The organism is Clostridium saccharoperbutylacetonicum N1-4(HMT) (genome assembly GCF_000340885.1).
In the GTDB taxonomy this organism is placed as follows: Bacteria; Bacillota; Clostridia; order Clostridiales; family Clostridiaceae; genus Clostridium; species Clostridium saccharoperbutylacetonicum.
In genome coordinates this window covers 1,684,148-1,706,167 of sequence record NC_020291.1, presented here as the reverse complement: position 1 = coordinate 1,706,167, position 22,020 = coordinate 1,684,148, and the positions used below count along the sequence as shown (strand labels likewise).

General features: G+C 29.6%; 22 protein-coding genes. 3 read left to right on the top strand and 19 right to left on the bottom strand.

Translation table 11 applies throughout. The features are described 5' to 3' along the window. Positions 1-4: 4 nt before the first annotated feature. A complete protein-coding gene (locus CSPA_RS07625; RefSeq protein ID WP_015391651.1) occupies positions 5-2,023 on the bottom strand; it encodes an ATP-dependent helicase in 2,019 nt (672 codons plus the stop codon). Positions 2,024-2,593: 570 nt separating this feature from the next. On the opposite strand from CSPA_RS07625, the gene CSPA_RS07620 reads away from it, so the two are divergent. Then, positions 2,594-4,072: a nicotinate phosphoribosyltransferase gene (locus tag CSPA_RS07620; protein WP_015391650.1), complete on the top strand. Its 1,479-nt coding sequence runs from the start codon at positions 2,594-2,596 to the stop codon at positions 4,070-4,072. 112 nt (positions 4,073-4,184) lie between these two features. Here CSPA_RS07620 and CSPA_RS07615 read toward each other — a convergent pair whose 3' ends face one another. Together CSPA_RS07615 and CSPA_RS07610 are read right to left on the bottom strand one after the other, a co-directional pair. Further along, positions 4,185-4,412 (bottom strand): hypothetical protein, encoded by a 228-nt coding sequence (locus CSPA_RS07615; RefSeq protein WP_015391649.1) that lies wholly within the window; start codon positions 4,410-4,412, stop codon positions 4,185-4,187. 162 nt (positions 4,413-4,574) lie between these two features. Then, positions 4,575-4,892 (bottom strand): hypothetical protein, encoded by a 318-nt coding sequence (locus CSPA_RS07610; RefSeq protein WP_015391648.1) that lies wholly within the window; start codon positions 4,890-4,892, stop codon positions 4,575-4,577. A gap of 322 nt (positions 4,893-5,214) precedes the next feature. Here CSPA_RS07610 and perR point away from each other — a divergent pair, with 322 nt between their 5' ends. Together perR and CSPA_RS07600 are read left to right on the top strand one after the other, a co-directional pair. Then, positions 5,215-5,622, top strand: a complete 408-nt coding sequence (gene perR, locus CSPA_RS07605) for a transcriptional regulator PerR (RefSeq protein WP_015391647.1) — start codon at positions 5,215-5,217, stop codon at positions 5,620-5,622. A 123-nt stretch (positions 5,623-5,745) separates the two neighbouring features. Beyond that, on the top strand, positions 5,746-6,675 hold the full coding sequence (locus CSPA_RS07600; RefSeq protein ID WP_015391646.1) for a hypothetical protein: 930 nt from the start codon (positions 5,746-5,748) through the stop codon (positions 6,673-6,675). Between the two features lie 149 nt (positions 6,676-6,824). On the opposite strand, the gene CSPA_RS07595 is transcribed toward CSPA_RS07600, so the two are convergent. The 16 genes from CSPA_RS07595 to hisH all read right to left on the bottom strand — a co-directional run bounded on the left by CSPA_RS07595 (position 6,825) and on the right by hisH (position 21,977). Then, positions 6,825-7,367 carry a hypothetical protein gene (locus CSPA_RS07595; protein ID WP_015391644.1) on the bottom strand — a complete coding sequence of 181 codons (543 nt, stop codon included), beginning with the start codon at positions 7,365-7,367 and terminating at the stop codon, positions 6,825-6,827. A gap of 119 nt (positions 7,368-7,486) precedes the next feature. Next, positions 7,487-7,717: a hypothetical protein gene (locus CSPA_RS07590; RefSeq protein ID WP_015391643.1), complete on the bottom strand. Its 231-nt coding sequence runs from the start codon at positions 7,715-7,717 to the stop codon at positions 7,487-7,489. A gap of 31 nt (positions 7,718-7,748) precedes the next feature. Further along, positions 7,749-8,204 (bottom strand): hypothetical protein, encoded by a 456-nt coding sequence (locus CSPA_RS07585; protein WP_015391642.1) that lies wholly within the window; start codon positions 8,202-8,204, stop codon positions 7,749-7,751. 318 nt (positions 8,205-8,522) lie between these two features. Continuing rightward, a complete protein-coding gene (gene yihA, locus CSPA_RS07580; protein ID WP_015391641.1) occupies positions 8,523-9,119 on the bottom strand; it encodes a ribosome biogenesis GTP-binding protein YihA/YsxC in 597 nt (198 codons plus the stop codon). Further along, the gene (gene lon / locus CSPA_RS07575) at positions 9,109-11,439 is read right to left on the bottom strand and encodes an endopeptidase La (protein ID WP_015391640.1); all 2,331 of its coding nucleotides are present in this window, start codon (positions 11,437-11,439) and stop codon (positions 9,109-9,111) included. The genes yihA and lon overlap by 11 nt, the downstream gene beginning before the upstream one ends. 328 nt (positions 11,440-11,767) lie before the next feature. Next, entirely contained in the window at positions 11,768-13,444 is a 1,677-nt protein-coding gene (lonB, locus tag CSPA_RS07570; RefSeq protein ID WP_026106427.1) for an ATP-dependent protease LonB, read from the bottom strand. 259 nt (positions 13,445-13,703) lie between these two features. Beyond that, the gene (gene clpX, locus CSPA_RS07565) at positions 13,704-14,993 is read right to left on the bottom strand and encodes an ATP-dependent Clp protease ATP-binding subunit ClpX (RefSeq protein WP_015391638.1); all 1,290 of its coding nucleotides are present in this window, start codon (positions 14,991-14,993) and stop codon (positions 13,704-13,706) included. Positions 14,994-15,033: 40 nt separating this feature from the next. Next, on the bottom strand, positions 15,034-15,633 hold the full coding sequence (clpP, locus tag CSPA_RS07560) for an ATP-dependent Clp endopeptidase proteolytic subunit ClpP (RefSeq protein ID WP_015391637.1): 600 nt from the start codon (positions 15,631-15,633) through the stop codon (positions 15,034-15,036). Positions 15,634-15,783: 150 nt separating this feature from the next. Continuing rightward, entirely contained in the window at positions 15,784-17,067 is a 1,284-nt protein-coding gene (gene tig / locus CSPA_RS07555) for a trigger factor (RefSeq protein WP_015391636.1), read from the bottom strand. A gap of 98 nt (positions 17,068-17,165) precedes the next feature. Next, a complete protein-coding gene (locus CSPA_RS07550) occupies positions 17,166-17,984 on the bottom strand; it encodes a hypothetical protein (protein WP_015391635.1) in 819 nt (272 codons plus the stop codon). Between the two features lie 124 nt (positions 17,985-18,108). Then, entirely contained in the window at positions 18,109-18,303 is a 195-nt protein-coding gene (locus tag CSPA_RS07545; protein WP_015391634.1) for a hypothetical protein, read from the bottom strand. A gap of 727 nt (positions 18,304-19,030) precedes the next feature. Further along, entirely contained in the window at positions 19,031-19,357 is a 327-nt protein-coding gene (gene hisE, locus CSPA_RS07540) for a phosphoribosyl-ATP diphosphatase (RefSeq protein ID WP_015391633.1), read from the bottom strand. A 51-nt stretch (positions 19,358-19,408) separates the two neighbouring features. Beyond that, entirely contained in the window at positions 19,409-19,738 is a 330-nt protein-coding gene (gene hisI / locus CSPA_RS07535; protein ID WP_015391632.1) for a phosphoribosyl-AMP cyclohydrolase, read from the bottom strand. 39 nt (positions 19,739-19,777) lie between these two features. Next, a complete protein-coding gene (hisF, locus tag CSPA_RS07530) occupies positions 19,778-20,539 on the bottom strand; it encodes an imidazole glycerol phosphate synthase subunit HisF (protein WP_015391631.1) in 762 nt (253 codons plus the stop codon). A 92-nt stretch (positions 20,540-20,631) separates the two neighbouring features. After that, positions 20,632-21,360 (bottom strand): 1-(5-phosphoribosyl)-5-[(5-phosphoribosylamino)methylideneamino]imidazole-4-carboxamide isomerase, encoded by a 729-nt coding sequence (gene hisA / locus CSPA_RS07525; RefSeq protein ID WP_015391630.1) that lies wholly within the window; start codon positions 21,358-21,360, stop codon positions 20,632-20,634. Further along, positions 21,357-21,977: an imidazole glycerol phosphate synthase subunit HisH gene (gene hisH / locus CSPA_RS07520; protein ID WP_015391629.1), complete on the bottom strand. Its 621-nt coding sequence runs from the start codon at positions 21,975-21,977 to the stop codon at positions 21,357-21,359. The genes hisA and hisH overlap by 4 nt, the downstream gene beginning before the upstream one ends. Positions 21,978-22,020 lie beyond the last annotated feature (43 nt).

The window sequence follows — 22,020 nt, the reverse complement described above, 5'->3', positions numbered from 1 at the left end:
TCTATCACTCAGCCCTCTCAATCAAATTATTATCCACCAACACCTTCAAAGAAAAACTCCTAAATGTCCCATCACCAAACTTCAGTTTAATCTTATCGTTGTCCTTTTCATCAAGTTCTGCTATTTCAGCCACTCCATAGGTTCTATGCGCAACCTTGTTTCCAACTTCATATCCAAAGGTATCAACTGGCAAATCATTTAACTTTCCTTCAATTATAAATCGTGAAACCTCTTTAAACTGTCCTTTTCTATTTCTTGGTGAAAATAAATAAAGATTATCTATAGCTCTTGTTACTCCAACGTAGAAAAGTCTTCTTTCCTCTTCAATATTATCTTTTATACTATTAGCATGAGGTATTGTTTCTTCAACACAGTTAATAACATAGACGTTTTTAAACTCCATTCCCTTGACCCCGTGGATTGTACTCAATATAACCCCTTCTCTTTTAGTTTTCTTCTTGCTTTCTTCTATTGACTGCTTGACTTCTTCAATATGTGACAAAAATTCAAATATAGTTTTGCTGCCTTCTGCAGCCACCTTAAATTCCTCTATTATATCTTCCAAATCCTCTATACTTTGATTAAGCTTTTTAGCATATCCTTTTAAATGCTCCATATATCCTAGGTCTGTAATTATACAGGAAATTGCTGCTGATAATGATATTTTATTTAAATAATTTATTTCTTTTCTTAAATCATCAAACTTTTTCTTTTGAAATGGAGGAATATCTTCTTTACTAATCAATATATCAAAAGGATTTTCTTCCTTAGCATAATTTTTTATATATGCAATATTTCCTTTACTTATATATCTAAAAGGCTTATTTATTATTTGTATAAAACTTTCTAAATCAAATTGATTAATGGATAATTTTAAATATGCAATTAAATCTTTGCATATAAAATTTTCAAAGAAATTGTATTCCCTATCTAGCAAAGTAAATGGAATTTTTCTTTTTGCTAATACCTCTATAATCGTCATAGATTCTATATTAGTTCTATATAATATTGCATTATCTTCATAAGGAGTACCCAAACTTCTATTCTTTTCAATAATATCAGCCAGACTTTCTCCTTGCATTTTTTCATTATATGGATTAAACCATTTAATAATGCCTTCAGCTTCTCTATTCCAATGTATTTCTTTATTATTTCTTTCCTTATTAAATCTTATTATTTCTTTTGATTTATCAACTATATTCATTTTACTTCTATAATTAACTGATAAGTAATATTTCTTACCATTTTTAAATATTTTATCGAAGCTAACCATATATTCTGGCTTTGAGCCTCTAAATGAATAAATGCATTGATCCTCATCTCCAACTGCAAAAAGTGAATTTTCTTTTCCATCATTTATTAGCTTTAAGAAATCAACCTGCATTTCATCACAATCTTGAAATTCATCAACTAATACATACCTAAATAATTTTCTATAACTTTCAAGCATATTTTCATCTCTTTGAAGCATCTCCAAAACTTCAATTGCTAAATCATCAAAGTCTCGTTTGTTATTTTCTTTCTTATAGTCTTCATATTTTTCTAAAGCTTCAATAAAAATTTCTTTTGCAAGAGAAGATTTAAATTCACTCAAAGGCACTCTTGAAGTTTTAAATAAAGAAATATTATTTACAGCTTCCTTTACTTTATCTTCATTAATTTCATCAAAATATTTCATTAAAACGTTGCTAACTATTTTGTGAACAATTGATCCATCTATTATTTCAATATTTTTTCCACTTCTTAAAAGAATTTTATAAAAAAGGCCATGAAACGTTCCAAAGAAAGGAGATCTATTTTTATTAAAAGCAGCTTCATACCTATTTTTCATATTTTGTGCTGCCGCTTTTGTAAAAGTAATTACTATTATATTTCCATTAGGAACTTTTTTATTTTCAACCAAATGGTCAACTTTATTTATAATAACTGTTGTTTTTCCAGAGCCTGGTGCTGCTACTATCAATGCATTTCTTTCCTCTGCCTTTACTGCACTCATCTGGTACTTATCAAGGTTAACCCCCACTACAAAAATCCCTCTTTCTTTTCTTTATTATTATTTATCTTAAATTTTACCCATAATTATTAGATTAATTTCATAGATGTAAAAATTCATTTGAATTTCTAAGTTCCATCTAAAATCTATTATTCATGTTACAAACCTATATATATCCAAATTAATACTCAAACTTATAAATGGAATATACATACATCATTGAGAAATTATAATCGTAACACTACACTAGAAATCAGATACATTTTTCTGGAAGCAGGCATGTGAAATTGAGCTGATGATGGTTATTAGTGGAAGGTTGTTTCATTTTCTGCTTGTCATAAATTTACTTTAGGAACATGCAGAAATGGGTGCAACCTTCCAGCGAAAATTTCACTAGTCCTGTGGAAGATAAATGGATCTGATTTCGGTAATTGTTGCATAAGTCAAATTCTTGCGTTTGATATCTATAAGTTTACAGCAACTATATTGTAATCAATGTCTTCTAGATGTACAATAGTTTTATGTATTTTAATTCTAAAGAAAAAATATGTACATAACTAAACTGAAATTATTTAATGGTTTTTATAAAGGAGATTATTTATGAATAATAAATCTAATTTCAACGTAAGAGATGAAAGAAATCTAACAATGTTAGTTGATTTTTATGAATTAACTATGGGAAATGGTTATTTTGCTAAAGGACTTAAAGACAAAATAGCTTATTTTGACATGTTTTTTAGAAGAATTCCTGATGAAGGTGGATATTGTATAATGGCTGGTGTTGATCAATTAATAGATTATTTAAGCACCTTAAAATTTACAGATGATGACATCACTTATTTAAGAGAAAAAAATATTTTCTCTGCCGAATTTCTTGAATATTTAAAAGACTTCAAATTTACTTGTGATGTTTGGGCAGTTCCAGAAGGAAATCCAGTATTTCCAAATGAACCTTTAGTAACTGTTCGTGGCCCTGTAATACAAGCTCAATTTCTTGAAACTATGATTCTTTTAACTATAAATCATCAAACATTAATTGCTACAAAGGCTAATAGAATATGCAGAGCTGCTGAAGGACGTCCTGTAATGGAATTTGGTTCAAGAAGAGCTCAAGGATACGATGGTGCAATTTATGGTGCAAGAGCTGCTATTATTGGTGGATGTAGTTCAACTGCTTGTACTTTATCTGATAGAATGTTTAACATTCCTGCTGTAGGAACTATGGCTCATAGCTGGGTTCAATTGTACGATACCGAATATGAAGCTTTTAAGGCTTGGGCTGAAATTTATCCTGATGATTGTGTCTTACTTATTGATACCTATAATGTTATAAAATCAGGTGTTCCAAATGCAATTAAAGTGTTTGATGAGATTTTAAAGCCTCTTGGTAAGCGTCCTCGTGGTATTAGAATTGATTCTGGTGATATAACTTATCTAACAAAAAAATGCCGAAAAATGCTGGATGATGCTGGCTATGAAGATTGTAATATAGTTATTTCAAATTCTTTGGATGAACACATCATAAAAGATGTACTAGATCAAGGTGCATGTATAAATTCCTTTGGAGTTGGAGAAAGACTTATAACTGCAAAATCCGAACCTGTTTTTGGTGGAGTCTATAAGCTAGTTGCTTTAGACAACGAAGATGAGATAATTCCCAAAATTAAGATTAGTGAAAATGATGAAAAAATAACTAATCCAGGTTTTAAAAAGATAATTAGAATTTTCGATAAAACCTCTCATAAAGCATTAGCTGATTTAATTACCTTAAGAGATGAAATAATTAATGAAAATGAACCTTTAGTGATATTTGATCCTATCCACACTTGGAAGAGGAAAAAAATCAAAAATTTCTACACTAAAGAACTTCAAGTTGAAATATTTAAAAAAGGTGAATGTGTATATAAATCTCCATCTGTTTTAGAAATAAAAGAGTTTTCAAAAATTGAAACAGAAAAATTGTGGCCTGAAGTACTTAGATTTGAAAATCCTCATACTTATTATGTCGATTTATCTCAAAATTTGTGGTCATTAAAACATTCTCTGCTTCATAAATATACAAATTCATATGAAGTATAGTATTACTTTGTACATCTAAACATTAATAATTTTGAATATTTATGACACTATTTTTATGATAATTCTATATAATTAAAGCGAGATAAAATAATTTTTATCTCGCTCTTTCTATCTAAAAATTCATATTTAGATATTTTTCACTATCATACATTGAAACATTCAAGAAATTATATTCTTCTTTCATGCTTTCCTTAAAGCTTATATCGCTTACATCAGAACAATCATGAAAAACACATTTCTCACTTCCCTCTCCTTGTGTTAGCTCGCTTCCAAATATCGGGCACTCACTATAGCATTCAACTTTTTCCCTAGAATTTGACCAAAATGGACATTTACTCATAATACCCCACCCTTTTTTTCATAATTCTCTCAATTTTCTATTATTACAAATCAATTATATTACATGAATGATAAAAAGTAAACATTTTCCCTATAATTTCATTAACATTAATTAAAAAAAAGAGTAACTTCAAACCAAAGTTACTCTTATCAATTTTAATTATTATTTATTCTTACAAACAGAAATATTTATAATTTCGTTTTGGAAAGCTCTAAGTAATGCTTTTTCTAATACTTTCTCTTGAACAAAGTTTTCAACATCCTTGCATACTGCAAAAACTTTATTCTTTTCACCATTAGCATTTTTATAAGTCAAAGTTACATTTGGCTTATCATACTCTACATTTAATATTTGTATCCCCCAAGATATTTGTGCAAAATCTCCATCAACACTTAAAGTTGTTAATTCTCTCAACTTTTCATTATCCTTACCTGGATCATTTACAATTATTAACTCATCTCCAACCTTATATTTTCCCACAAAAATACGCCTCCTTATTGTTTCTTGTATTGATTTTTATCATAGGCTATATATTCTAAAGTCTGTAATAAAAATTAGTATCTAGTCTGTGGCTTCACGAAAGTAATAATATAATTCTTTAAAAGTATGTTAATTTATTAACATTCTTTATACCTTTATTTTAGCAGACTTTTCCTTCCTATACAACCTCTTTTTATTCTTTTATAAAACTTTTTTGTATTAATAATTATTATCAATAAATAATTTTACTCCATATAATTGACTATATAGATATTTACATGTTATAATTTTTAATAAAACAGTTGAAAGCGAGGTGTACAATATGGACTATATAGCTTCAATTTTTAAAGAAAAAAAGCTAAAATTAACTCCTCAGCGACTTGCAGTATATAACTATTTACTTAATACTACTTCACATCCTTCTGCTGATGTTATTTATACAGACATTCACGTTCAATACCCGACTATGAGTTTAGCTACTGTATATAAAGCATTAAAAACATTAGTCGAAGTTGGATTAATTCAAGAAATAAATGTTGGAGAAGGAAACTTTAGATATGATGGCAATTCAGCTCCACATCCACATTTACAATGTTTAGGTTGTGGCAAAGTTGATGATTTCAAAGATTTAACTCTAGATAATCTTAATTCTTTGGCAGAAACTCATACAGATTATAGAATTGTTAGTAATAAGGTTTATTTTTATGGTTATTGTACTAATTGTCAATAAATCTTAGTTCCGGGCTGCAGCTATAAATACAAATTTATAGTTACAGTCTTTTTTTAGTTAATCTCTTCATTATGATTAATATGTATCCCAAAATAATCATATAATTTAACGAGGTGATACATAATGAAAATCTTAATAATAAATAAAAGAAATTTAATAAGTTTATTATTGTATATAGCAGTAATAATTACTCTAACAACAATTATTATTCATTTTAACCCATATAATTATAAAGCAACTCAAACTATATCTCCTTTAAATCCTTCTCAAACATCACAAATAGACCTTACTGGTGACGGAAAAAAAGATTCTTTACAAATAGTAAATGCCCAAAACAAAATTGACTTAAATATTACATCCTCTAATAATAGTTATTATCTATCAAATCAAGTTCAAGATAAAACACTTTTTAATAATAATACTCATTGGGAACCTAAAGTTTTTATTCATGACATTTCTAGAGACAATATTCCTGAAATTATTCTTCAAGGCAGTAAAAATGATAAATCAGCATGTTATGTATTTCATTGGAATGGAAAAAACTTCACTTTAGTATATTATAGTAATAATAATATTTTTGGAATACTAGATTGTAAAAACCAAAAAACTCCTCAATGCTATTCTCTGTCTTCTTCCGGAGGACTTTCTTCATTAAATACCTTTATGCTTATTAATAATAAGACTCTTAACACTAGTAATAATAATTCTAATGTTCCTTCATTAGAATCTATCACAAACTTTATAAATTTAATAGAACTACCATATATTGTTGATGATCTCCCTGACATATTCACCACAGGAATTGATAAAGAAAACTTATCTTTACTTTGGGGGTTAGATAAAGATAATTATTCCTATTCTTTTCAAAATGCTTTTTTCTATGATTATAAATGGACCCAATCTGGAGAGCCTTATTCAATAAGATGGAGATTATCTTTTGAAAAGAGTAACTTAAAAGGAAATAGAAATGATAAATCAGAATTCATCTTTGTTATAGACTTACAAAAAGATGCTGCTTCTTATAAAATTAGTGCTATACAAAAAGCCAAATAAAATATATAAGGCCGCACTATGCGGCCTAAGGGGGATGAGGGGATACTTAATGAAATGAATGTTTCATCAAGTCTATAATAGAACCACTATCTATTACATTGATATTATTGACACTTTCTAATTTAATATTCAGTAATTTTGGATTAATTTTAACTTTCATCAAATTCTCCAGTTTTATATGCTTCAATTATTTTATTTATTAGCCGTGCTCTATCTGGATGAACATAATTCTTTAAAGCCATTAAAAACTCCAAATTCGGATCATTTTCTTTGATACTTTTGCTACTGCCACTGTTTTCACTTTTTTTACTACTTCTATCTACATATGAATTTTCAGCACTCTTTGAATTTGTGTTATTAGAATATTTCTTAGGATTTTGACTCATATTAGGATAAATCTTATTATTATCAACATTTTGATTGGTCATACTATTTTGAAAAAGATTATTGTCCAAATTCAACCCCATCATTTGTGCTATCGAGTTCAAATTTCCCAAATTAAATCCATTTGTATTCATTGAAGCTAGCATATTACCCATATTATTCATATCAAAATTGCCACCTAATAATCCCATCAATTGCATTGGATCTATACCAAAAGGTATACTGCTTCTTGTGCTATTGTTAGTGTTGGCACTAGCATTTGTATCATTTCTTGTTGAATCTTGATCTCTATGTTTATGCTTAGCCATATTAAAACCCTTTCATTATAATTACCTCTTACTAATATATGTATATTACTAAAAAAATGTTTATGTTTTTAGGCATTTTTTTAGAGGGCCTAAAAGCCCTCTATCCACTATCTTATAAATTAACAGCAGCTAGATCCTTCGTGATTTCCACCTAAGAAACTACATCCGCCACATAATAAAAATAGTAAAATAATTAAATAGGATTTATTACAATTTAATAATCCAGAACCACATGCAATTAATAAGAATATTATTGGTGTACAGCTATTTCCGCCTCCCAAAAAACCAGAGTTACTAGGGCAGCAGCATTCATCATGTTTCTTTTGACAGCAGCATTTCTTTTTAGACATAATTATCTCTCCTTTCTAAAAATTACGAATTCTAGCAGCCAGTAATGCAGCCAAAATTATTATTGCAAGGATTTATTCCTGATCCAACTCCACAACCATTGAAGCTATTATTGCAAAGGAATAAAATTACTAATACAAACAAATATGGTGAACAGTTACTTAAAAATCCACCGTAGTTTCCACCTTCGCAACAACATTCACGTTTCTTTTCGCAGCCACAACCACAGCCACCACCGTATCCATAGCCGCTTCCTACTCTACCAAAGTTCTTTCCACAACCACAATAGAATAATATTAATAAAATCCAAATCCAGCTTCCAAAACCACAACCGCATGGATTACCAAAACCTGCTCCACCTGGAAAACCTCCGCAGCCTCCAAATCCTGGGCCACCAAAACTTGATCCGCATCCTGAAGTGTTTGAAGCTGATTCACAACAATCATCACTACATGAATTTAAACCATTTAGGATATCATTCATTTCCATATTTATTCCTCCTTGGAAATATTTTTTCTTTTTTATACTATATATTATTCTCCCACATAACTTTTGACACTAGTTTTTATACAAGATTTTATTCTCAAGAACAAAGTGTCTGCGGCACACTAATTGACTTTGCCAATTAATGAATAAGTAATAATGAATGACAACCCTAGGTTTCATCAAACTCTCAGATTTCTAAAATTCCATTTTTTCTATATATGCACAAAAAAGCCTACTACAAAATATTTGTAGTAGACTCTTTTAATATTAAAATACATTCTAATGAAAAAATTTTTATACCTTTTATAAAAAGTAGATATTTTAATCTATATCTGTAGCGAATTCAAGAAAAAGATTATCTATTAATTGATCTCTTCCATCCTTACTTACAGACGAGAAGAAATACAACTTGTCTTCTGAGGTTAATTCTAAAGTTTCCTTTATTATTTTTTCATTTTTTTTCAATTCATTTCTAGAAAGTTTATCGCTTTTTGTTGCAACAATTATAACATCATATCCAAAATGCTTAATCCATTTATACATTAAAATATCATCGCCTGTTGGTTTATGCCTTGAATCCACAAGTAAAACAACTCTTTTTAATTGTTCCCTACTTGTTAAATAGGTTTCAATGGTCTTTCCCCAACTCTCTTTTTCTGATTTTGATACTTTAGCATATCCATAACCAGGTAAATCAACTAAATAAAAATCATCATTTATTATAAAGAAATTAATTAATCTAGTTTTTCCTGGTGTTTGGCTTACTTTAGCTAATTTATTTCTGTTTGTTAAAGCATTTATTATTGAACTTTTTCCAACATTAGATCTGCCTACAAACGCAATTTCAGCTCGATTATCTATAGGATATTGATTTTTCTTTACTGCTGAAGTAACAAAATCCGACTTTTTAATTCTCATTAGCATCCTCTCCAATTAGTGCATTTTTCAATACCTCATTTACTTCCTTAGCTGAAATAATATTTAAACTATTTCTTATGGAATTAGGTATCTTCTCTATATCTTTCTCATTTTCCTTTGGAATTATTATTGTATCTACACCAGCTCTAAATGCTGCTAATGATTTTTCTTTCAAACCTCCAATAGGAAGAACTCTTCCTGTCAAAGTTACTTCTCCAGTCATTGCTACATTATGCTTAACTTTCTTACCTGATAAAGCTGATACAAGTGCCGTTACCATTGTAACACCGGCTGATGGACCATCTTTTGGAACTGCTCCTTCAGGTGCATGAATGTGTATATCCTTTTCCTTATAAAAAGTTTCATTAATACCAAACTTAAGTGCATTAGCTCTTACATAACTATATGCTGTTTTTGCAGATTCCTGCATAACATCACCAAGTTTTCCTGTAAGCTCTAACTTACCTGAGCCTGTCATTACCATAGCTTCTATTGGAAGCGTATCTCCACCATAAGCTGTCCATGCCATTCCAGTAACAACGCCCACTTTGTCCACTTTATCTATTTTATCAATGTCAAAACTTCTTTTTCCTAATAATTTTTCAACATTTTCACTACTAATAGAGACTTCTTTTTTCCCATCCTTCAACATTTCTGCTAAAGCTTTTCTCACAAGAGAATTCAACTTTCTTTCTAAGCCACGGACTCCTGATTCTCTTGTATAACCTTCAATAACATCCATAATTGAATTATCTTCAATATTTATTTTATTTACTGGTATATCTAATTCTTTAAATATTTTAGGGATTAAATGTCTTTTAGCTATATTAAATTTCTCTTCATAAGTATATCCTGATACTTCAATAACTTCCATTCTATCTAATAGAGGCCTTGGCACTGTTTCTAACGTATTTGCTGTAGCTATGAACATAACCTTTGATAGATCCATAGGAACCTCTAAATAGCTATCTCTAAAATCCTTATTTTGCTCACTATCTAATATTTCTAGCAAAGCATCAGATGGATCTCCTTTATAATTTGAATTAATCTTGTCGATTTCATCAAAAAGCATAAGTGGGTTCATAGATTTTGCTTCCTTCATTGCATAAACTATTCTACCTGGAATAGCTCCTACATATGTTTTTCTATGACCTCTTATTTCTGCCTCATCTTTCATTCCACCTAAAGATATTCTTGTATATTTTCTATTAATGGCATGAGCTATAGATCTAGCAATGGATGTTTTTCCAACCCCTGGTGGTCCAACTAAACAAAGAATCGGTCCTTTTTGAGACTTACTAAATTGCTTTACAGCTAAATATTCTATTATTCTATCTTTAACATCTTCAAGACCAAAATGTTCATTATCTAAAACTTCTCTTGCCTTTACAACATTAATACTTTCCTTAGTATATTTTCCCCAAGGAATATCTAATGCCCAATCTAAATAAGTCTTAACAACATTACTTTCCGATGATGTTTGATTCATTCCTTTTAATCTTGATAATTCATAATTAACTTTATCCTTAACTTCTTTATTAAGTTTTGCTTTTTTAATTTTTTCCTCGTATTTAATTATTTCCTTCTTATCATCATCATCTTCGCCTAATTCCTCTTGGATTGCATTTAATTGTTGTCTTAAATAATATTCCTTTTGTTCCTTTGCGACATTGCTTTTAACCTTATTAGCGATTTTCCTTTGGATTTTAGCAATTGAAATTTCTATTTTTATTCTCTCTAATACTTTTTCTGATCTTTTTGCTAAATTCATAGTTTCTAGAATTTCTTGCTTTAATTTTTCCTCTGTAATTGCATACGAAGCTACCATATCTATAAATTGACTTGGTTGCTCTGAAGAATCAACTAATTTAACAGCATCTCCATAATTTTCTTCAACTAGTTTTAATAATCTATTAAATTCTTTATTCAAAAGCTTTATATAAGCGTCTAATTCTTCACTTTTTTCAACTTCCTCTTCTAATGCTTCAACTGAAACTTTCAAATAATTTTGTCCTTCTTCTATATATTCTACTATTTTGCCTCTTTCTTTTCCTTCCACGAGAACTCTAATAGTATTATCTGACATTTTAAGAATTTGTTTTATTTTACATATAGTTCCAATAGAATAAATTTCATCTTGACCAGGTTCTTCTACCACAGAATCTTTTTGAGCCGCAAGAAAGACTTCTTGTCCATCTAGCATAGCTTGTTCAATGGCTGCTGTGGATTTTTCTCTTCCCGCATCAAAATGCACAACTACATTAGGAAAAACAGTCAATCCTCTTAAAGGAATTAGCGGAATCGTATATAACTTTTTCATAGTACTATTTCCCCCCATATCTTAATAACATATTTTTTTTGACTTAAATAGTATACACATAATAATTAAATTTTTCAATAATTCTTAATACAAAAACTATCTATTATATTATGTCTTCAAAACATAAAAAATCAACATATGTCATCTAAACAATTTCAAACTTAAAATTATTTTATACCTTATAATAATTATTGTTTAATCCATCTATTATACCATATATATATTAATAAAAAAAAGAAAATGTGTAAAAATATTTATTGCAGCCAATTTAGTTTCTCCTAATTTTAAAGAAAAACTAAATTGGCTTATTACAATTTTTGTATTAATTTTAATTTTTTAATGAAGAATTTGCTTCTGCTGATAATATTTCCACATCATTTCCATTAACAACTTCTCTAACTTCTATTGCAACCTTTATAACTTCACTAAATTTGCTTACTGTAATTATTTCAATTCCAGCTATTTCATTTAAAGACTCATCAAAATTGTCTTTAGGTATAATAACTTTTGTGGCCCCTCCTTTAAGTGCAGCTGATATTTTTGCTTTCACCCCTCCTATAGCCTTAACTGACCCCAAAATGCTTATCTCACCTGTCATTGCAACAAATCTATTAACTGCCTGCTTTGTTATAGCACTATATATTGCCGTAGCTATACTAATACCAGCCGATGGGCCATCAACTGGCATTCCACCTGGTATATTAACATGTATATCATATTTATCAGTATTCAAGTCAAATAAATTATCTAAAACTGTTAGTACATTTTGAACTGAAGAATATGCGGTACTTTTCATTTTAATTTTTTTATTATTATTTGTGATTTCCTCTTCCTCTACTATTCCTGTAACCTTTAATTCTCCTCTTCTATCATCAACTCTTTTACAGCTTACTTCAAGTGGCATTAGCATTCCAATATTCGCACCATATACTGCTAAACCATTTACAACTCCAACTTTTGATTTGGACGGTATAAAATTAGAAACTATTTTATTATATTGCCCATTTTCTAATACCCATTTAATATCCTCAAATATTATTTCAATTCTATTCTCATTAATTGCTATTCCTGATGCTAATTGTATTAAATTTATAACTTCTCTTCCATTAGTGCAATATTTACTCACTTCTTCAATTGCTTCTTTTGTAATCATCAACCCCACTTTATTAACACAATTAGCTGCAATTTTTTCTATTTCTTCTGGTAATAGTGCTCTAAAAAATATTTCGACACATCTTGATCTAATTGCAGGTATTATTTCTTCTGGCGATCTTGTTGTAGCACCAATTAATCTAAAATCTGCTGGCAATCCATTTTCAAAAACTTCTTTTATGTACCTAGGCATATTACTATCTTCAGAACTATAATATGAACTATCTAAAAAAACTTTTCTATCCTCCAAAACTTTCAAAAGCTTATTTAATTCAATCGGATGCAATTCTCCTATTTCATCTAAAAAAAGAACTCCTCCATGAGCCTTAGTAACTGCCCCAGCCTTTGGTTGAGGAATACCTGCAACCCCTAATGATCCTGCTCCTTGATATATCGGATCATGTACTGAGCCAATAAGAGGATCTGCAATACCTCTCTCATCAAATCTTAATGTGGTTGCATCAAGTTCAACAAATTTAGAGTTTTGTGTAAAAGGTGATAATTTTGACTTTCTAGCCTCATCCAATACTAATCTAGCTGCTGCTGTTTTTCCAACTCCAGGAGGGCCATATATAATCACATGTTGTGGATTAGGGCCGCACAGTGCTGCTTTTAATGCCTTAATTCCCTTTTCTTGACCTATTACTTCTTCAAAGGTTGAAGGTCTACTTTTTTCTGTTAACGGTTTTGATAAACTTATTTGTCTTAACTTATTTAATTTATTTAGTTCTTTTGTATTTTCCCTATCAATTACCACTTCTCTAGTCTTTTGTGGCTTATTCATGGAGTTAAACATAACATAAACCATAAGAATTAAAACTATAATTTGCAAAATCATTAATATATTCGTCATAACCTTTAACATAATAACAATAACCATAATAACATTATTGTTATTATCTCCTTTCTACTTACATTTTTGTTATTAGTATTATTTGCTTATTATTACAAATATATTCTTAATTTATAAATATATATTGCAATTCTCAATGCTCAATAATCAATTATTAATCATTCATTATTCATCTTTTATGATTTTATGCACAATAAAAAACAAGCTAGTATAACCTGTAATAAGTATACTAACTTGTTTCTATAGATTTATAAATATCTTAAGCTGATTCTATACCTTTTTTAGTTCTAGCTTTAACTAAAGTTGGTCTAACTTTTCCTTCTTCAAGCCTTTCAATAATAGGCTCTTTCTTACTCTTAATAGTATCATCTGTTATTGTAACCTTAGTTATTCTATTATCTGTAGGTATTTCATACATTATTTCATTCATTATATCTTCAATGATAGCTCTTAAGCCTCTAGCTCCAGTCTGTCTGCTTATAGCTTCATCTGCAATTGCATCAAGAGATTTATCATCAAATTCTAATTTTACATCATCCATTTCAAATAGCTTCTTATATTGCTTTACAAGAGCATTTTTAGGTTTAGTTAAAATTTGAATTAACGCTTCTCTATCTAAAGATTCTAATGTAACAAGTATTGGAAGTCTTCCAACAAATTCAGGGATTAAACCAAACTTTAATAAATCAGCTGGCATAATTTCTTTAAGCAAGCTTCCTACATCTTTTTCATGTTTAGCTTGGATTTCTGCTCCAAATCCCATAGAACTCTTTCTTGTTCTCTTTTCTATTATCTTATCAACTCCATCAAAGGCTCCACCACAAATAAATAATATATTAGAAGTATTTATTTGTATAAATTCTTGATGAGGATGCTTTCTCCCACCTTGTGGTGGAACTGATGCAACTGTTCCTTCTAAAATCTTTAGAAGAGCTTGTTGCACACCTTCTCCTGATACATCACGAGTAATAGATGGATTTTCAGATTTTCTAGCAATCTTATCTATTTCATCTATATATATTATTCCTCTTTCTGCTTTTTCTACATCATAATCTGCATTTTGTATAAGCTTTAAAAGAATATTTTCTACGTCTTCTCCAACATATCCTGCTTCAGTTAATGTTGTAGCATCAGCTATTGCAAAAGGTACATTTAAAAATCTTGCTAGAGTTTGAGCAAGTAATGTTTTACCAGAACCAGTTGGTCCTAATAATAAAATATTACTTTTTGATAGCTCAACATCCATCTCTTCTTTATTAGTATTTATTCTCTTATAATGATTATAAACTGCTACCGCCAAAGATTTCTTTGCTCTTTCTTGACCAATAACATAAGAATCTAAATACTCTTTAATTTCATTTGGTTTTGGAACACTTTTTGGGTCAAAATCAACAGTTTCTTGAAATTCATCTGCTATGATTTCAGAGCACAAGTCAATACATTCGTCACAAATATATACACCAGGCCCTGCAATTAATCTTTTTACTTGTTCTTGTGTTTTCCCGCAGAAAGAACACTTTAACTGTTTCTTTTCATCATACTTAGCCATACATTCACCTCACTTAAACGCATTAATTAAATACTTTATCCTATTTATCTTTTCCTGTATTGTGTCTTATCATAACTTCATCTATTAAGCCATAATTTTTAGCTTCTTCAGCAGACATAAAGTTATCTCTTTCAACGTCAGCTTTTATAACTTCTAAAGGTTTTCCAGTATTTTCACTTAAAATCCTATTTAAAGTATCTTTCATCTTTAATATTCTCTTAGCATGAATTTCAAAATCTGTTGCTTGACCTTGGAATCCACCTAGTGGTTGATGTATCATAACCTCAGCATTTGGAAGAGCATATCTCTTTCCTTTTGCTCCACATGAAAGTAAAAATGCTCCCATTGAAGCTGCCATTCCAATACATATTGTTGACACGTCACACTTAATAAATTGCATAGTATCATAAATAGCATTTCCTGCTGTTATAGATCCTCCTGGACTATTTATATATAAAAATATATCCTTATCAGGATCTTCACTTTCTAAGAACAATAATTGTGCTACTATTAAATTGGCTGTATCATCGTTTACTTCGCCACTTAACATAATTATTCTTTCTTTTAACAATCTAGAAAATATATCATAGGAACGTTCTCCCCTACTTGTTTGTTCTACAACCATTGGTACTAAAGCCATATAAATCCTCCTCTACTATTTTATTCTTGCCTAACATTAATTATATAATTTTTGGATTAATTTGTTAATCCTTATTTGAATAAATTGCCAGAAAAATTTTTCTGGCAATCTTAATTGTTATGCTTATTTTATATTATATCGCAAAATAAATTATTTGCAATTTTCTTTTATAAATTTAATTGTATTTTCTAATATTATGTCTTTTTCAAGAATACTTCTTTGAGCTTTAGCTAAAACGTCAGCCATTTTTTCTGGCTCTTTAGGGCTATACATTTTTGCTAATTCTAAAGCTTTTGCACTTACTTCATCATCTGTAGCTTTGATATCTTCTGCCTTAGCAACTGCTTCAAGAACTAAATCTGCCTTAACTTTTCTTTCAGCATTTTCTTTCATGAAATCTCTCATTTTTTCTGTTGTATTTCCAGTGAATTCCATGTATTGTTCTAAGCTTAATCCTTGATATTTTAATCTTCCTTCAAGGTCTTTCATCATAGAATCAATTTCTTTTTCTATCATGGCTGCTGGAATATCCATTTTTGAAGTTTCTATTATTGCTGTAATAACAGCTTCTTCAAATTCTCTTTCAGCTTTTTCTTCATTGTTCTTTTCTAAAGTCTTCTTTAAATTTTCCTTTAATTCTGCAAATGTATCAACAGCTGCAACATCTTTAGCAAATTCATCATCTAATTCTGGTAATTCTTTTACTTTTATTTGCTTAACTTCAACTTCAAACATAGCTGGTTTACCATTTAAATCTTCTTTACCGTAAGCTTCTGGGAAAGTTACATTAACTTCCTTCTTATCTCCTATTGCTAAACCAATTAGTTGATCTTCAAAATTATCAATAAATGTTCCAGAACCAATTTCTAATGAATACTCCTTTCCTTCGCCGCCTTCAAAAGCAACTCCATCTATGTATCCTTTGAAATCTATAACAGCTATATCACCTTTAGCTATAGCACCTTCTGCTTTAACTTCAATTCTAGCATTTTTTTCTTGCATATCTTTTATTTGCTTTTCTATTTCGCTATCTTCTACTTCATACATAGGTTTTTTAATATCTAATCCTTTGTATTCTCCTAATTCTACTTCTGGATAAGTAGCAACAGTAGCAGTATAAACTAATTCCTTACCTTCTCCTAATTCAACTACATCAATTTGTGGGTAGTCTACCGGTCTAATGTTTTCTTGATCTAATGCTGCTGGATATGATTCTTCAATAGCAAAGTTAACTGCATCATCATAGAATACTTCTACTCCATAGAATTTTTTAACCATTGCCATTGGAACTTTTCCTTTTCTAAAACCTGGAATGTTATATCTACTCTTATTTTTATTATAAGCTTTAGTTATTGCTGCGTTGAATTTTTCAGCTTCAACCCTTATTTCTAGTTTTATCACATTTGTTTCTATTTTTTCTACGTTAGCTTTCATTTATTCTTTCCTCCTAAACAGTGTACATCTATTTTAACTAGGTCATTATACCATAAACCCGTAAATCTTATCAAATAATTTATTAATTAATATTATCTTTATTGAATATTATTACCATTCATATCTATATAATGAGTCTGTCCGTCAACAGTGACTTTAACTCCTTTTTCTTCCTTTGCTCCAATTTCTATGCTCTGACCAGCTAAATCCCAAAATATTTTATCACTATCATTTGAAATATCTGTCATCCATATATATTGTTTAAGTGCTGCACCTCCAAAATAAGGTCTATTAGTCACAAAAATGATTTTATCTTCACTAATAAATTTAGGATTGACATTCCACAAATATCCTGGGTTAGATTGAATTATAGCGTCTTTTGCAAAAACACTTCCTTTTGTAGATACATATTGATCCTTTGATACAACCTTATTGGTTCCATCTACATTATATAATGTTATTACAGCATTCGTATCCATGACAATTATTTGCTTTCCTGACGGACTTAAGTCAAAACTTATTCCTGTATCACTACTCTCTAAGGTTTTAAATATTTTTTCACCATTATTATCAACGTATATTGCCTTAGCAGTATTTCCACTGGCTAAAGTTATATTAATAAATTCTTCTGCAGGCTTTGGTGTTTCTTTCTTAGCCGGCTCTTCCTTCTTATTCGTATCTTCATTATTATTAGCTTTTGTTTCAGTTTGTGTCTTTTTGTCTACATTAGTAGTATCACTATCAATCCAGGCTTGTATATTATTTTTAATGTTTTTATAATCAATTGGATTATAAATAACTTTAAATACAAGTACAGCTATTACCACTATTACAGCTAAAGAAAATATCAATATAGTTCTTTTTCTCTTTTTCATTTTTTTTTCATATTCTTTACTAAAAATACTTGGCTTTCCCAAACCTAGATCCCTCCGAATCTTTTTATGTATTAACAAACAAATTCATTATATATTATTACTATACTTAAATCTACAATATATTATAATTTGTAATAAAATAATAATATTTGAATTTCACAGATATCTATTTTTTACAGCTATTTTTACTTTTACAATTACTGCATTTATTCTCTTTATTTTCACCCTTCATACAACACCCCCCACACTTCAATAAACCTTCTGCCTTTAATTCTTCTATTGTTAACTTACATACATTTTCTGAATATTCTTCATAATCTATTGTGTCTTTTAATAAATCTTCTTTTCTAATTTCAATCATAATTTTTTCTCCCTAAAATATAATTAAGATTTTTCTTCAATAATTTATGTTTTTATTTTTCACAGTTTTTTTACATTAAATCAAACTTTTTTATTTATTTCAACCATTTAATAAACATTTCTTTAAAAGTTAATTGTCGCATTATAAAAAAATATTGTTTTTTTCTTTGTTTATTGTATAATAAAATTAATTAACTATTATTATGCCCATACACTTTATAGTATACACTATAAAGTTATATAAACCCACAATGGTATGTTCATTTATTCCCTTTCTCAAATGGACATACGAAAACCTGTGCTCATAGTCTACAGGTTTTCTTTTTTTGTTCGCAATACTAGTTACCACACCTTAACTCTCTTGAATAAAAAAAAGAATTGCTCTATAAAAAACAATCCTCTCGATAAAATTCATATAGACATCTAAATTAATACTCAAACTTATAAACAGAATATACATGCATCATTGAGAAATTATAATCGTAACACTACACTAGAAATCAGATACATTTTTCTGGAAGCAGGCATGTGAAATTGAGCTGACGATGGTTATTAATGGAGGCTTGTTTCTTTTCAGCTTGTCCAGATTTTGCATCTGGAACACGCTGAAATGACGACATGCCTCCATTTAGAACCTTCCAGCGAAAATTTCACTAGTCCTGTGGAAGATAAATGTATCTGATTTCGCTAATTCTTGCATCGTATATCTATAATTCATTCTACTTGTATTAGACATTTATTATAGGCTTTCTTTCACTTTTTAAATTATTAATTTTATTTCTTCTTCTTTCCAGTTCTGCTGAAACTTCTTCAACTGAAATATCCATTTGTGCCATTAATACAAGAAGATGAAATGTAAGATCACATATTTCATTAATTTGTTCTTCCTTATTATCTTCCTTACAGCTAATTATTACCTCAGTACATTCTTCTCCAACTTTTTTTAATATTTTATCTGTTCCTTTTTCAAAAAGATATTTTGTATAAGACCCTTCTTCACCTTCGGTTTTTCTTTTCAAAATCACATCATATAAGGCTTTAATATTTCCATCCATTCCTATCCCTCCATTATCATATACTCAGTAAACATTTCATTAGTAGCAATATTATAACATTCTATAAAAACAGCTTTTTTCTCCTGTATGACATGCAGCACCATTTTGCTCCACAAGGATTAGCAATGTATCATTATCACAATCTATTCTTATTTCCTTAACATATTGAAAATGACCAGAAGTTGCTCCCTTATTCCAAAGTTCATTTCTACTTCTGCTATAAAACCAAGTCGTTTCTCCCTCCAAGGTTTTCCTCAAACTTTCTTTAGACATATAAGCCAACATTAGAACTTCTTTAGTTACATAATCTTGAACTATAGTCGGAACTAAACCATTGCTTTTTTCAAAATCAACTTGCTCCACTCTTTTACAAATATCCATTAGAATTTTTCCTCCAACCATTATTATATATCTCTCTAATTAAATACGCACAGGAACATTTCTTTCATTTAAATATTGTTTAACTTCATCTACTGTGAGTTCTCCATAATGAAAAAGCGAAGCTGCTAAAGCTGCATCAGCAATATTATTTTCAAATACATCATAAAAGTCCTTTAAACATCCACACCCTCCTGAAGCAATTACAGGAACATTAGTTATATCACTCACTGCTTTTGTTAATTCTAGGTCAAAGCCTTTTTTAGTTCCATCTGCATCCATTGATGTTAATAGTATTTCTCCTGCTCCAAGGGATGTTGCTTCTTCAATCCATTTTAGCAAATCTATCCCTGTATCTATTCTCCCACCATTTATCACAACATTCCATCCAGTATTATCTGCTCTTTTTTTAGCATCTGCGGCTAATACTATACATTGACTCCCAAAATAGAAGGCTCCTTCTTTTATAAGCTTCTTATTTCTTACTGCAGCTGAATTTAAACTTATTTTATCTGCTCCTGCTCTAAGGATAGACTTTATATCATCTAAATTGGTTAATCCTCCACCAACAGTAAATGGAATAAAAATCTTTTCAGCTACACTTTGAACCACTTTTTCCATTATACCTCTTTTTTCATGGGTGGCAGTAATATCTAAAAAAACCAATTCATCTGCACCTTGTTTATTATAATATTCAGCTAAAGCAACAGGATCTCCAACGTCTACTAAGCCTTCAAAATTAATACCTTTTACAACTCTTCCTTCTTTTACATCAAGACATGGAATAATTCTCTTTGTATGCATAAAACACCCCCAACTTTTTCAGTTTACAGTTTACAAGTTACAGTTCATGCCCTTTATGGTATCCTGTGGCAATTTACAATTCACAGTTATAGTTAGTAGGTTACAGTTGATTTAGCAACAACTATTGCTTCTTCTAAGGATAAGGTTTTTGCATATATTGCTTTACCTGTTATTGCACCATATAATCCTATTTCTGCTAAATCCTTTATATTTTCAATATCTCTAATCCCGCCAGATGCAGTAATATCAATATTAACTGTTTCTTTTAACTTTTTAAGCATTTCAACATTTGGTCCTTCCAAGGTCCCATCTTTGCTTATATCAGTTACTATTATGTTTTTAACACCAACAGCTTCCATCTTTTTAGCAAATTCAATATAATCTAAATCACTTCCAGCTAACCAGCCTCTTCCATATACTTTTCCATCTTTACAATCTATTCCAACTGCAATCTTTTCTCCATATGTATTTATTGCTTTTTTTAGTAACTCCTCGTCTTCCATTGCTATGGTTCCAAGAATAACTCTAGAAATTCCATTATCTAATAAGTATTTTATTGTTTCAAAAGAACGTATTCCTCCTCCAAGCTCCACAGGAATTTTAAGCATGTTAGCAATTTTTATTACTAGTTCATGATTTTCATTGCTCCCACTCTTTGCTCCATCTAAATCAACTAAGTGTACATATTCAGCCCCAACAGCTTGAAAAGACTTTGCTGTCTCAAATACATCTTCTGCAACTATTTCTTTTTTATCATAATCTCCTTGATATAATCTTACTGGTTTTCCATCTATGATATCAATTGCTGGTAAAATTATCATTTAATCAACTCCCCGAAGTTCTTTAAAATACTTAATCCTACAGTTCCACTCTTTTCTGGATGAAATTGAGCCCCAATGACATTGCTACTCCTAACAACACCTGGAATTTTGTTATCACCGTATTCACTATACGCAATTAAATCTTCCTTATTATAATCTTGCGCAAAATATGAATGAACATAATAAACAAATTTTCCTTCTTCTATTGAATTAAAAAGTTCATCTTTTTTATTGTATAACAAATTATTCCAGCCAATATGAGGAATCTTTACACTGTTACTTTTATCTTCTTTCATTTTAACAATATTCCCTTTTAGCAATCCAAGACCTTTTCTTTCAATTCCTTCAAAGCCTTTTTCAAATAGTAACTGCATACCAAGGCATATACCAAGAAGAGGTTTTTTCTTCCTCACTTCTTCTTTAATAACTTTATCCAAAGCTAGTTTTTCAATAGTGTCCATTGCATCCGGGAAAGCTCCAACCCCTGGCAATATTAATGCATCTGCCTTCTGAATTTCTTCTATCTCAGCCGAAATTTTACTTTCTAATTTCAGAAAATCAAGAGCATTTTTAACACTTTTTAAATTTCCCATTCCATAATCAATTATTACTATCATTCAAACACCCCAATTGTTCAGTTTACAGTTTACAAGGTACAGT